This is a genomic window from Pseudahrensia aquimaris, from assembly GCF_042676045.1.
Lineage (GTDB): Bacteria > Pseudomonadota > Alphaproteobacteria > Rhizobiales > Rhizobiaceae > Pseudahrensia > Pseudahrensia aquimaris.
Genome location: NZ_JBHTJV010000003.1, coordinates 39,714 through 51,765 on the forward strand (window position 1 = coordinate 39,714; position 12,052 = coordinate 51,765).

Annotated in this window: 12 protein-coding genes; 4 read left to right on the forward strand and 8 right to left on the reverse strand. The window is 53.8% G+C overall.

All coding sequences use genetic code 11. From position 1 onward, the window contains the following. Positions 1-4: 4 nt before the first annotated feature. Positions 5-3,442 (reverse strand): YhdP family protein, encoded by a 3,438-nt coding sequence (locus ACFQ14_RS03760; protein WP_377211378.1) that lies wholly within the window; start codon positions 3,440-3,442, stop codon positions 5-7. Positions 3,443-3,691: 249 nt separating this feature from the next. Here ACFQ14_RS03760 and ACFQ14_RS03765 point away from each other — a divergent pair, with 249 nt between their 5' ends. The 3 genes from ACFQ14_RS03765 to ACFQ14_RS03775 all read left to right on the forward strand — a co-directional run bounded on the left by ACFQ14_RS03765 (position 3,692) and on the right by ACFQ14_RS03775 (position 6,372). Continuing rightward, a complete protein-coding gene (locus tag ACFQ14_RS03765) occupies positions 3,692-4,159 on the forward strand; it encodes a peroxiredoxin (protein WP_377211379.1) in 468 nt (155 codons plus the stop codon). Between the two features lie 9 nt (positions 4,160-4,168). Beyond that, on the forward strand, positions 4,169-5,056 hold the full coding sequence (locus ACFQ14_RS03770) for a ferritin-like domain-containing protein (RefSeq protein WP_377211380.1): 888 nt from the start codon (positions 4,169-4,171) through the stop codon (positions 5,054-5,056). A 230-nt stretch (positions 5,057-5,286) separates the two neighbouring features. After that, positions 5,287-6,372: a M23 family metallopeptidase gene (locus ACFQ14_RS03775; protein WP_377211381.1), complete on the forward strand. Its 1,086-nt coding sequence runs from the start codon at positions 5,287-5,289 to the stop codon at positions 6,370-6,372. 5 nt (positions 6,373-6,377) lie between these two features. Here the strand turns inward: ACFQ14_RS03775 and prfB are convergent, their stop codons facing one another. The 4 genes from prfB to ACFQ14_RS03795 form a co-directional block, all read right to left on the reverse strand. Beyond that, the gene (gene prfB, locus ACFQ14_RS03780; protein WP_377211382.1) at positions 6,378-7,502 is read right to left on the reverse strand and encodes a peptide chain release factor 2; all 1,125 of its coding nucleotides are present in this window, start codon (positions 7,500-7,502) and stop codon (positions 6,378-6,380) included. Positions 7,503-7,658: 156 nt separating this feature from the next. Beyond that, positions 7,659-8,003, reverse strand: a complete 345-nt coding sequence (locus ACFQ14_RS03785; protein WP_377211383.1) for an SPOR domain-containing protein — start codon at positions 8,001-8,003, stop codon at positions 7,659-7,661. A 116-nt stretch (positions 8,004-8,119) separates the two neighbouring features. Next, positions 8,120-8,524 carry a DUF2155 domain-containing protein gene (locus ACFQ14_RS03790; RefSeq protein ID WP_377211384.1) on the reverse strand — a complete coding sequence of 135 codons (405 nt, stop codon included), beginning with the start codon at positions 8,522-8,524 and terminating at the stop codon, positions 8,120-8,122. Between the two features lie 81 nt (positions 8,525-8,605). After that, the gene (locus ACFQ14_RS03795; protein WP_377211385.1) at positions 8,606-8,983 is read right to left on the reverse strand and encodes an NADH:ubiquinone oxidoreductase subunit NDUFA12; all 378 of its coding nucleotides are present in this window, start codon (positions 8,981-8,983) and stop codon (positions 8,606-8,608) included. Between the two features lie 273 nt (positions 8,984-9,256). Between ACFQ14_RS03795 and ACFQ14_RS03800 the strand changes: the two genes are divergently transcribed. After that, positions 9,257-10,162 carry a hypothetical protein gene (locus tag ACFQ14_RS03800; RefSeq protein ID WP_377211386.1) on the forward strand — a complete coding sequence of 302 codons (906 nt, stop codon included), beginning with the start codon at positions 9,257-9,259 and terminating at the stop codon, positions 10,160-10,162. A 64-nt stretch (positions 10,163-10,226) separates the two neighbouring features. Here the strand turns inward: ACFQ14_RS03800 and ACFQ14_RS03805 are convergent, their stop codons facing one another. The 3 genes from ACFQ14_RS03805 to ACFQ14_RS03815 form a co-directional block, all read right to left on the reverse strand. After that, positions 10,227-10,694 carry an Lrp/AsnC family transcriptional regulator gene (locus ACFQ14_RS03805; RefSeq protein ID WP_377211387.1) on the reverse strand — a complete coding sequence of 156 codons (468 nt, stop codon included), beginning with the start codon at positions 10,692-10,694 and terminating at the stop codon, positions 10,227-10,229. A gap of 109 nt (positions 10,695-10,803) precedes the next feature. Continuing rightward, positions 10,804-11,430 carry a uracil-DNA glycosylase family protein gene (locus ACFQ14_RS03810; protein ID WP_377212062.1) on the reverse strand — a complete coding sequence of 209 codons (627 nt, stop codon included), beginning with the start codon at positions 11,428-11,430 and terminating at the stop codon, positions 10,804-10,806. A gap of 9 nt (positions 11,431-11,439) precedes the next feature. Continuing rightward, the gene (locus ACFQ14_RS03815; RefSeq protein ID WP_377211388.1) at positions 11,440-12,051 is read right to left on the reverse strand and encodes a glutathione S-transferase; all 612 of its coding nucleotides are present in this window, start codon (positions 12,049-12,051) and stop codon (positions 11,440-11,442) included. Between the last annotated feature and the right edge of the window lies 1 nt (position 12,052).

A 12,052-nucleotide genomic window follows, 5' to 3' on the forward strand; every position in this document is an offset into this window, starting at 1 on the left:
TTGACTAGAACTCGAAGAGTTTGCGGAACACGCCTGGCGTGAGAATAGAGATCGGATTAACGATAAGCTGTGGGTTGCTGTAGGCCCCGCGCAGCCTGAATGTAATGCCAATCAAACCACTGCTGCGGCCACTGCCGAAGGCAAGTCCGATGATTGGAATTTTAGAGACAAAATTGTTGAGGCCGTAGGCTGGCAAAAATGTTCCGCGCAGGTCAGTGCGGTTGTTAGCATCATAGACCAGCCCCTCAAAAGCTGCGCCAGCATCGCCACCTTTCAAGCGCCCCTTTCGCACGACGAGAGTTTTCGGTCGCATTTCAATACGGGCGAAAACATCATCAACCAGCACACGGTTTGGATCGACCTTGATAATCTCCCGCACCGCTCTTTCGCCATCCAGTCGACTGTTGGGAATGCGACCCGGCGGCTTCAGCAATGCGCCCAAACGCGGTTCGTCCAACAGGGTAAAGTTCTTGGCAATAACGGTTCCTCTTCGACGCCCACTGCCATTGTCTGTCAGATCAACAGAGATCGTTCCGCCACGAACCTTGGAATAAATATCTAGAAAACGAAGAATCGATCCGGCATTTTCTCCTACCAGCCTCGTAACCATGCCATTTGCACCAGGCTCGATGATAAATCGCGTTGGAGCGCCGCCAGGAGCGAGTGCACTCACATCAGCCTTACGCACACGGCCGTTCTCTTGCGTGTAGTCGACGGACAAGCCAGTCAAAGTCTGCTTTTGAAAACCGATTAGCTTGGAAATCTCTCCCCGCACTCTGACGCGTAACCCGCCGGCAGTTTGTCGTGTCGACTGATTGTCATTCATCAAAGCTCGAATAATCGCTCGACCATCATAGGCTCGCGCATTCAGCCGCACGTCGTATCCTCCCTTCACGCGCTCAACCACCACATCCAGATCATCGGTTCCATTCAGACGCACGTTTTTCATGTCTGCCCGAACAAGGCCGTTGCGATCGGCAACAATGGTGCCATCCGCGCGAAAGCCTTTTCCGCGCAGTTTGAAATTCCGTAGCGTGCGGGTTTTGCCTTGCGATTGCAGGTCGAATGATGCGGTCGCCCCAATGCCCTTGCCTTTGCTCCATCCGATCCAAGGAAGCTCCAGTTTGGCTTGGCGCAAATCGATATCCAGCGACTGAACCCCGGTTCCCTTCGATCCGATCGAAACATCTGTGCGGCCGGACAGAAGCCCCCCTGTTACGATCCCGAGTTTTTCACGCTCGGCATCGTTGAGCGACAGTGTGACCGATCGCTGCCCGCTTTTCGCACCAGGACCAAAATTCTCAACCATCGCGATATCGGCTTGAATTCCATTCACCCGCGCCGTGCCATCAATCCTTGCGCTACCTGGCTGTGCTTTGATGGTTACATTGGCATTTTCGAAACGAGTACCCTCGATAGGTTGAGTGGAAGAGAACTCTTTAGCCTGGGCCTCGACTTTCCAATCAACCTTGCCAAAACGGCCACCTTCGAGAAGCACGGTTTCCAACTTCACATCACCAGAAATGCTGCCCTTCACTTCGCTTGAGCTTAAATTTAGGGCCTTAGTGAAAGCCAAAGGCTGCTTGGTCCCCAATTCCAGCATCGCTTGCGCAGATCCGGTCAAAGCCAACTCTGCACGGGTGGGCTGAGCATCAAGAGAGAAGTCGTCGATAGCCAGTTTGCTGGGCTTGATCGTTATTTTGCGCCCACTAGGCAATTTCATATCGGCACTCTCGATATCAACTATCGTATCCATGCCACGTTGAAGCAGAGTTCCTGATGCGTTTAGAAGCGGCGGCAAAGCGCCAAGTGTTTTCACCGTTGCTCCAACAAGAGGAACATCGGCGGACAATTGCAGAACTGTCAGCTTTTCTTTTTCACCCACGCGACCAAGTGATCCGGCTGGAAAATCCAATGCCACTTTCGCGTTGCGCATTTCACCACCGGAAAGCCCATCGAAAGCCCAACGCCGCGCACCAGTCGCAATCATCGGAGGCCAAAACTGCTTGAACTCGTCAACGCTCAGTTTCGTTGTTTCGAGAAGCAGCGATACTGCGGTGCCACCGGGCTGATCATCAATGACACCGCGTCCCCGTAATTCTCCGCTCGTCATTTTGATGTTGATCTTGTCAGCGCGCAGCGTGCGCCAATCGTTCTCGAAATGTCCGCCTATGCGAATAGCCGCTTGGCCCGGCCGCTGTTTATCATCGTATGCCGTTGCGACAGTATCGTTCGCAATCAGCTCAAAAATTGCCCTACCTCCGAGTTCTTCGTTTCCTTCGGGAAAACGAAGTCCGCCAATAAGTTCAGTCCGTATATGATCAAATACAAACGGAGAGCGTTCGAGTTCGATCTGATTGTTTTCAGGCATCAAGCGGAGATTGACGTTTGCACCACGAAATTGGCTGTTGAGCTCCTTGTCGATGCGTACATTTCCTGCGCCGAGCAACATTTGCAAAGTTGCCTGCTGTGGGGCACCGGCACTGGAAAAGGGAGCTGCGAAACGAAACTCCAAAGGCGCTTTTGCGGCGACGTAGGCGCTGTCTCCTTGAGCGGTGAACTCTACAATATCCAACCCGCGCCCATCCAGCGTAAACAGCGCACCACCATCATCCAAAGTACGCCATTGGCCGGAAAAGCTGATGTTGGAGCGGGCGGTTTCGAGCAGTGCCTTAAAAAACAGTCCTTCCTGAAAGCGCAGATTACGCTCCAGTGAAAAACTGACTAAGCGTGCCTTCTGTGTGCGCAGGCCAAGTTTGGAGAAATCCACAATTTCAGTGTTCTTAACAAACAGAGCATCTAAGCCGCCCTTTTCGATTGCTTCAGCGGCTCGGGCGAAGGTGGAGGCAAGCGACCGTAGAAACCGATCCACGCTAAGCTGCTCAGGATCTGGGAACAGCATCTCATTCGACGTACTAAGCGCCTCAGCATCAGGCTGCGGTTTGTCCGACAAGAACGGAGCCAAAGCAAACTGACCTCCGTCTAGTGTAATTTTTTCCGCGACCACTTTCCCGCTAAGCAAAGGCAGAGCCCGTATGTTTACCGAAACGGCCGATGCTATGCCAAGATTGGTGGTTTCGTTCTCCAATATACGCACATTGGTTGCGTCAATCGCGATCAGTCCGTTGTGACCAACAGCAAACTTTGCCTCGCCGATACGGGCGCTTCGATTGTCACCCAATAGCGTTGCCAATTGCGTTTCGGCCTCGGTCCGCAGACGCTCGCTGGAAATCGAACCTTGCGAAAGCACATAATAGCCGGCGCCGATGACAATGGCGGCAAGCAACCCAAGAAAGATAGCCAAGCCAATAATCAAACGCAGCAACCGAAAGCGACGAACTTTTTTCGGACGAACGAAATCCAATGGGGCCGAATTCTGCGCCTTTGCAGACGGGAAATCAGCTAGGTCCGGTTTGTTCGAGGTATCGATGCCCGAAATCATGGGTCGGTAGTGGCTCCGAATCGGGGCACTGTTAAACGGCTGCCCCAAGAATATTTAAACACGGCTGCCCGCCGCGTCAGCACTTTTCTTGCTTTCGACGTTTTGACGCGCTTCGATAGCGCCTGCTGCGAACGTGTCGCACAGGCTATTGCAATCAAGTGTGTTGATAATAGGCCGTAAATCTTGAAAAACCGATACCTTGGCGCAGCGTTGCGCTTTTTAATGTGCAGAGAACAAGAGGATGGAAAAATGGCAATTGATGTAGGCGATACAGCACCAGCTATTGAGTTGGACGGCAGTGGCGGAACGAGCATCTCATTAAGCGATATGAATGGTCCTACGGTCGTTTTCTTCTACCCCAAAGACGACACGCCCGGTTGCACAACAGAAGCAAAGGACTTTACGGCTCTGCGAAGTGATTTTGATGCAATCGGCGTCAACCTGATCGGCATTTCACCCGACACGGTCGCAAAGCACGACAAATTCGTCGCCAAGCACGATTTGAATGTGATGCTCGGCTCTGACGAAGAACAGAAAGTGCTTAACGCCTACGGAGTTTGGGTGGAAAAAAGCATGTATGGAAAGACTTATATGGGCGTTGAGCGCAGCACGTTCCTGATAGGCGCCGATGGTGTCGTGAAAAACGTCTGGCGAAAGGTCAAGGTCAAGGGCCACGCCGAGGCCGTTCTGGAGGCAGCGAAAGAACTGGTTGGATAGGCTTTGGCAATGCAAGCCACAAAGGCCGACGCCTGGGTCAAACCGGAGGAATGGCCGGAGCGCTGGCGGTTGCCAGATGAAGACTTCATACCCACGACGCTGCAAGCCGGGGCCGTGTCAGCGTTGAGTGCGGCCAACCTGTACGAAAAAATTTCCAGCACACGTGCTGTGGCCAAATCATGGTTTAGCGGCGAAATGGCGATCGGCGGAGGACCGCTGAAAGTCGTGCCGGATCGGCCAGGCCGGCCTCCAAAGCCTGTTTTGGTTCCGCCAGGACACGTGAAACGCCGCTCGTTGCGTTCTGACGCGGGGCTTTTCGCGATGCTGCATGCAATTGCCCATATCGAGCTGAACGCAGTTGATTTGGCTTGGGACATTGTCGCGCGGTTTGCCAATCGCGGTATGCCGCGCTCTTTCTTCGATGGCTGGGTGCGAGTTGCATTGGAGGAAGCTAAGCATTTTTCATTGCTGCAGGAGCGGTTGGCAGAACTTGGTGGCGCTTACGGTGATTTGGATGCCCATGATGGACTTTGGGAAGCGGCGCAATCGACCGATCATTCGCTCACAGCTCGTTTGGCGGTCGTACCGCTCATACTGGAAGCCCGTGGACTGGACGTTACTCCTGCCCTCATCACTCAGTTGGAAGAGATCGGAGACCAACGGACTTTGCGCATCTTCAAGATCATCTACCGTGATGAACAGGGCCACGTGGCCGTTGGCGCAAAGTGGTTTCGTTTTCTATGTGCCCGCGAAGGAGTTGACCCTGTTGCCACCTTCCAAAAGCTTGTCCGCACGCACTTTCGAGGAGCTCTTAAACCGCCGTTCAACCATGCGGCGCGGGCGCGAGCCGGATTGACGCCCCAATTCTACCGTGCCCTTTCAAGCCTGTCTCGATAGACAAAATAAACCGAAGATTAACCATGTTGGTCAAGACTAGCCCTCTAAAGCGAGAGGCTAGTTAGCGACTCATGGCAAAGACCTTCGGTAAACCAGTTCGGCAAAATCGCGGCTTTCATCGAACCACGCAAGGCAAAGTTGTTGCCGCCTGCAGCGATCCAGTTTTATCGCCTATTGTGCTGACTTGTCTTTTTTTATGCGCTCTAGCAGTCAGTGGCTCAACGTGGTTAGTGCTGCAAAATGATCGCGCTGAAAACGCGAAAGCTGCACAGACCGCGCAACGTCTGAAGATAGATCGCGAGCGTTTTGCTGCCCGTGCCGCAGTCGATACGGTTGCAGCACGCAAAATGTCGGAGGAGCGCGTGCTGGCCTCGCGCATCCGCACACTCCAAGAACATTTCCTTTCTCACAGCCAACGCCAAGATCTAATCAAAGCAACGATGGGCAAGGCCAAAGGTATTGATGGCATTGCTCCTGTGCTTGCCGACGCCATGATAACTGGCTCAATCTCGCCTGCGAAAACGGATGCAAATGGTCTGCGTCTGACAACGCTTGCACCATCCAAGGCGCTGCGCGGCGCAATGAGCGATCTGCCTGATATCGACGAATTGAAGACGATAGCCGAAGATCCCACTCGCTATGCGGAAACCGAAGAAAAACTGAACGAGAGCGAAGACGAACAGATTGCCGCCCTGAAGCGAGCACGCAAGAAGGCCGGGGCGAAGGCGCAAAGTATCGCCAAAATTCTTAAGAAGCGCGGCATCTCACTTCCCGATTCCCTAGAGGATTCCGTCGGAGGGCCGTTGATCGAATTGAAGACGGGCGACCGCTTTCTCGACACAATCAATGCGCTCGACGAAACACTCGCAAGTCTCTCGCACATGCGCACATTGGCCGACACCCTACCTCATGGTTCACCAGTTCCAGGTAAGAAGATTTCCTCACGCTATGGCGCACGCTACGATCCATTTACGGGACGACGCGCGGTTCACGGAGGACTGGATTTTCGGGCGGGCACGGGCACACCCGTTTTGGCAACGGCTTCTGGCAAGATCACGAAGGCGGGACGTCATGGGGGCTATGGCAAGTTGGTTGAGATCGATCACGGCAACGGGATGACCACGCGCTATGCGCACCTAAGCCGCATCAAAGTGAAGATCGGTCAGAAAATTCGCCGTGGCGTCGTGATCGGCAAGGTCGGCAGCACGGGCCGTTCAACTGGGCCTCATCTGCACTACGAAGTGCGCCGAAAGGGTCGCACCTCTGATCCACTTGGCTTTGTGAAACTGGCAAAGCAGCTGAAACCGCTGCTCTAGCCACACTACTCAACGTCTTCAATAACCTTGTCTTCACCACTTACCTGATGGGCAAGCGCGGCCTCCATGAAGGGGTTCAGATCTCCGTCAAGAACACCATTGGGATTGGTTGATTCGATACCTGTGCGAAGGTCTTTGACCAATTGATAGGGTTGCAAAACATAAGATCGGATCTGGTGGCCCCAGCCAATGTCTGTCTTGTTGTCGTGAGCAGCTTGAGTGGCTTCCTCGCGCTTCTTCATTTCCATATCATACAAACGCGCACGCAATGCCTTCATGGCGTTGGCGCGGTTTTGGTGCTGCGACTTCTCCGATGAAGTGACCACAATGCCCGTGGGCAAGTGGGTGATGCGGACGGCCGAATCGGTTGTGTTGACGTGTTGGCCGCCAGCGCCCGACGAGCGGAACGTGTCCAAGCGGATATCGCTGTCAGGAATATCAATTTCGATATTGTCGTCGATCACGGGATAAACCCAAACAGACGAAAACGAGGTGTGGCGGCGTGCGTTGGAATCGTAGGGGCTAATCCGTACGAGACGGTGAACGCCTGATTCCGTTTTCAACCAGCCGAAAGCGTTGTGGCCTTTGACGAGCACGGTGGCAGACTTGATACCCGCTTCATCGCCCGGAGTGGTCGCCTGAATTTCGACTTTGTATCCGTTCTTTTCTGCCCAGCGCACATACATTCGCAGAAGCATATTGGCCCAATCGTTCGATTCTGTTCCACCAGCACCGGCGTGGACCTCGAAATAGGTATCGTTGGCGTCCGCCTCGCCAGAAAGCAGTGTTTCGACCTGACGTTTGCCCAATTCGCTATGAAGCGTGCGCAAGCTTTCTTCGGCTTCCTCAAGCACAGCCGCGTCGTCTTCCATCTGCGCCAACTCGATCAAATCCCGAGCGTCATTCAATTCCGTCTCAAGGCTGTTGATGGAGGTTATGCCGCTTTCCAGTGCCTGACGTTCTTTCATTAGCGCCTGAGCTTTGCCAGCGTCGTTCCACAGGTCCGGGTCTTCGGCTGCGTCGTTGAGTTCGCTCAAGCGTTTGTTGGCTTTTTCCCAGTCAAGATGCCGCCTTAACAGGCTGATGGCCTGTGTTATTTCATCGGCAAGGGTTTGCATTTCTGCGCGCATGGAAAAGCCCCGTTTTTGGTGTGCCGCACAAATAGGTTTTTGGCCCGAACGTGTAAAGAGAAAGCGCCCATGCGCCGCTCCGAAACAGCAAAAAGCCCGCGCTGATAGCGCGAGCCTTTGCCGGAGATCAATCCATTGTTGTGGAACGCAGTAAGCCTAGTAGCCTGTGCGCGGCGTGTCGTAGAAACAACGATGGCCGATATAGGCACCGCGAGCGCCACGCGCCCGCAAGTCGCGGCGAGCGCGGTTGGCGCGAGATTTGCTGCTAGGCCCGCGGGCCACGGTCCACCAGCCCTGCCCTGCATTGGGCGAGTTGGACGCGTCGACATCAAACACCCGTCCTCCGACGCGGTTAGCCATGCGCACAGCCGCACGTTCGCTTTTGGTAGCCATGGCAAAGGCATACCAACCGCAAGCAGCTTGAGCGTGGGCTTGGTTGGCAGACGCGGCCATTATTGCGACAGCGCCGGCAAGCAAGGTTGTTTTGAAAAATGTGTTCATCGGTTTTCCCTCCAACGTTTCATGCCCCGCGACATGAGTTTTGATGGACTTAAGATGAACTGGTCCTGAACGAACTTCTGTGCAGAAAATCACACTTGTAGCAAAGCGACTTACCATTACCGCGAAGGTGGCGGTGTTTCGTCCGATGTTTGCTTGCAGCCAATAAGCCACACATCGTTCACCGGATGCTCAATTGCATTGAGGCCTGGGCTTTCAGCAAACATCCAACCGCTGAAAATCCGCCGAATGCGGCTGTTCAATGTGATTTCATCAACCTGTACGAAAGTCGAAGTTTTGGGTTGTTCGGCAGCGCCGCGCGAATAGCAAACACGGGGTGTTATTTGCAGTTGTCCGAACTGCACCGTTTCATCGATGTAGACATCAAAACTCTTAATTCGACCTGTGATTTTATCGAGGCCGGAGAACACGGCCACGCGGTTGCTCACACGCTCTGCGGAAGACGGCACTGTGTTTACCGTGGCGAGCGTCAGGGCTGTCAGAACCGTAAAGAGCAGGCGCATGGGGTATGATCGCAGACGTTTCATTGAGTTTGGAAAGACCGTCCCCCGACCGGCACCACTAATATAATTGCTTAGCCTGGTTTATGGTGTCCAAGCCTCATAGTCGCCCGTTACTTCCGGACGTTTTTCCTGTGTGGCAAGCGAACCTGCCGGGCGATACGCGCCGCGTGTTCCGGTCAGGTTTTCTTTGTGAGGCATTTCCCACTCGCGCATTACATAGTCTTCTTCAGAGGGTGGTGTATCTGTGCGGTGGTGCATCCAACCATGCCATCCGGCAGGAATACGGCTGGCCTCGGCGGCGCCGTTATAAACAACCCAGCGCTTACCCTCTGCAGATTTGTAATAGACGTTGCCTTCGTCGTCTTCGCCAACTTTTTCACCCTTACGCCATGTGAAGAAGCGGGTTCCGATGGTTTGACCGTTCCACCAAGTGAAAAACTGAAGCAGAAAATTCTTCATGGAGCTCTTTTTTGGTTCGCTGTCTTGTTAGGCGAAGTGCGGTTTTCTGCGCGCGCCTTTCTGCTCAGCTTATGTCCCATGGAAGGGTCAAAAGTCCAGCCTGAAATGGGTGCATGGCCACGGTTCAGCCTCATCCGATACAATTTTATTCAAACCCCACAGGGTAATCTTAATAACAGCTAAATACCTAAGGCTTCGACAGGTTGTGCAAGTATTCAAGCGAGAGAGACGGTGAACGGTGCCGTCTTTGCTAGAAAACTTAGGAGACAGCCCATGTGGACCAACCGCATTAAGGCCATCGCCGTCGCTACCTTAACAGCCGCATCTACAGTGATGCTGGCATCAGGAGCGGCGCAGGCTTGGGAAACCAAAAAACATCATCGCAGCGGCAAAGCCTTGGCTTGCTATAAGCAAGTACATACTCAGCCACGCTACAAGATCGTCAAGCGCAAGGTTTTGGTGCAGCCCGCCGGGTCCTACGTTGAGACGGTCCCTGCGCAGTACGCAACACGCCATGTTAAAGTGAAGGTTGCTCCGCGCAGCGTTAGCTACAGCCATCAGCCGGCCCAGTATACATATCGCGAGCGCCGGGTGCAGATTGCACCCAGGCAGGTGCGTTATCATGAAACGCCCGCTGTTTATGAACACCGCACGCATCGCGTTTTGGTGCAAAAAGCTGGTCGCATCGCGCGCACGGTGCCTGCAACCTATAAGACTGTGCATAAGAAGGTGATGATAGAACCGGCGAAAATCGCTTGGACGACAAAGCTCGACAAACACGGCAATCACGTGAAATGCAAAGTCAAATATCCGGCCAAATATGGCACGGTTGCGCAGACCGTTGTAGCACACCCTGCCCGCACCGTTTATCACAAAGTCCCTGCCCGCTATGAGCATCGCACCGAGCGCGTTTTGGTACGTAAGGCCCAGCGCCACAAAGTTGTGACGCCTGCAAAATACAAAATCGTTCGCGAAAAGGTTCTTTTGCGAAAGGCGAAGCGCATCAAACACGTGCAGCCAGCACAATATGCGACGCGCACCGAAACAGTGTTGGTTCGCAAAGCCCGCCACAAGCGCCATCACACGCGCGCAAAATATCGCTATGTGCGCGAGAAAGTTCTTGTGTCACCTGGCAAAGCGAAATGGGTGAAGGTGAGCGCCAAGCACGGCGGTTGCTAAGACCGGTTTCACTTGCAAGACACGAAAGACCCGCCTCCATTTGGCGGGTCTTTTTGTTTGTTCGCTAATCCAGCAGCAGATTATCGAGAGGCAGCTGGGTTGTGTATTTCATCTGTTCCATCGCGAACGATGAACTAACATCGGTGATATCGATGCGGGTAATAAGGCGCTGGTAGAATGCGTCGTAGGCGGCAATATCAGGCACGACCACGCGCATGAGGTAATCGATCGAACCGCTCATACGATAGAGTTCGACAATTTCTGGAAATTCCGCTGTGACTTCGGAAAACCGCTTTAGCCATTCCGCGCTGTGAGACGATGTACGGATTGAGACGAAAACCGTCACCTTGGCGTTAACGCCAGCGGGGTCAAGCAAGGCCACTCGCTTGCGAATGATACCCTCCTCTTCCAGCTTTTGGATGCGCCGCCAACATGGCGTAGTCGAAAGCCCAACCTTCTTGCCGATTTCGGCAACAGGCATGGTGGCGTCTTGTTGGAGCAGGTTCAAAATACGTCGGTCGATTTTATCCATTATGAAATGTGCCCTGAAAATCGAGTGTCTTGGAATTGTGTTGCGCGCTTTACGCAACTTCCATGAAATGCTGGTCGATTCTGGCTCACTTTTCAGTCACGACGCAAGTTTATTCTAAAACCAAACTCTGCACGGCTTGCCGCAAAACAGGCAGGACTTCCACCTCGAACCAAGGATTACGCTTTAGCCACGCCGTGTTGCGCCATGAGGGATGAGGCAGCGGCAGCAAGGCGGGAGTTTCGTTTCGGCGAAAGGCCCGTTCCCAGTTTTGCACTGTTGCAGCAACGGTACGCTCTCGCAGATCGCCTAGATGCCAAGCCTGCGCGTATTGCCCAATCACCAAGATCAACTCGATCTGCGGCATGGCTGCGAAAATCTTTTCGCGCCACAGCGGCGCGCATTCGCGGCGCGGTGGCAGATCGGAGCCGTTTTTGTCGTAGCCGGGAAAGCAAAAACCCATCGGCGCAATAGCGATTCGGCTTGTGTCGTAAAACGTTTCGCGGTCAACGCCCATCCAATCGCGCAAGCGGTCGCCGGATCGATCATCGAAAGGAATTCCACTCTTGTGGACACGCAAACCCGGCGCCTGACCTGCTATACAAAGTTTCGCCGTGGTGGACAGCCAAGCGACAGGGCGCGGCTCATGCGGCAGCGGAGACTTCAGCGGATTGTCAACACAAACGCGGCAAGCGGAAATTTCCTCCTGCAAGCCCCTGACCTTATCGGCATCCGTCATCCCGCTCATTCAAGCCTTTGCGGAGGGGCGTGACCTAACCCGTTCGTGCCAGGCCAGCAGATTGGTGAATTCTGGAGGTGTCTCAAGTCGAGCAGGCTTCATGAAATCCATCGAGACCAGAGCGGTTATGTCAGCGATCGTATAGCGATCACCCGCGATGAATTCACGTTCACTCAATTCGTCGTTCAGCCATTCCAGTGTCTTCATCACTTTAGGGCGGTTGGATTCGCTGAATTCCTTGATCTGCGGAACCTCCCACTCAGCCATTGCCCGGTGGGCGTGACGGAACACGTTGGCGACCAGAAGGAGAAAATTCATTTCCATGCGGCGTTGCCACATCTCCACAATGGCTTCGTCTTTTGCACCCACACCCATCAAGGGCGGTTCGGGGTGCAATCGTTCGAGGTATCGGCAAATGGCAACGCTTTCGGAAATGATTGTCCCATCGTTCAACTCCAAAATCGGCAGCCTTTGCAATGGATTACGCCTGGTTATTTCATCTGATTTATGACCTAATTGGGTCATATCAACCGGTTCGAGTGGAATGTCGATACCCTTCTCCGCCATGAAAATTCGCACGCGTCGCGGGTTCGGCGCGAGGCCGCCATCGTAGAGTTTCATT

What these genes read in the sequence shown, in the direction of transcription:
- ACFQ14_RS03790 (WP_377211384.1), bottom strand. Translation starts at nt 8,524, where the DNA reads ATGCGCCTGCTCTTTACGGTTCTGACAGCCCTGACGCTCGCCACGGTA.
- ACFQ14_RS03805 (WP_377211387.1), bottom strand. Translation starts at nt 10,694, where the DNA reads ATGGATAAAATCGACCGACGTATTTTGAACCTGCTCCAACAAGACGCC.
- ACFQ14_RS03785 (WP_377211383.1), bottom strand. Translation starts at nt 8,003, where the DNA reads ATGAACACATTTTTCAAAACAACCTTGCTTGCCGGCGCTGTCGCAATA.
- ACFQ14_RS03795 (WP_377211385.1), bottom strand. Translation starts at nt 8,983, where the DNA reads ATGAAGAATTTTCTGCTTCAGTTTTTCACTTGGTGGAACGGTCAAACC.
- ACFQ14_RS03800 (WP_377211386.1), top strand. Translation starts at nt 9,257, where the DNA reads ATGTGGACCAACCGCATTAAGGCCATCGCCGTCGCTACCTTAACAGCC.
- ACFQ14_RS03760 (WP_377211378.1), bottom strand. Translation starts at nt 3,442, where the DNA reads ATGATTTCGGGCATCGATACCTCGAACAAACCGGACCTAGCTGATTTC.
- ACFQ14_RS03765 (WP_377211379.1), top strand. Translation starts at nt 3,692, where the DNA reads ATGGCAATTGATGTAGGCGATACAGCACCAGCTATTGAGTTGGACGGC.
- ACFQ14_RS03815 (WP_377211388.1), bottom strand. Translation starts at nt 12,051, where the DNA reads ATGAAACTCTACGATGGCGGCCTCGCGCCGAACCCGCGACGCGTGCGA.
- ACFQ14_RS03810 (WP_377212062.1), bottom strand. Translation starts at nt 11,430, where the DNA reads ATGACGGATGCCGATAAGGTCAGGGGCTTGCAGGAGGAAATTTCCGCT.
- prfB (WP_377211382.1), bottom strand. Translation starts at nt 7,502, where the DNA reads ATGCGCGCAGAAATGCAAACCCTTGCCGATGAAATAACACAGGCCATC.
- ACFQ14_RS03770 (WP_377211380.1), top strand. Translation starts at nt 4,169, where the DNA reads ATGCAAGCCACAAAGGCCGACGCCTGGGTCAAACCGGAGGAATGGCCG.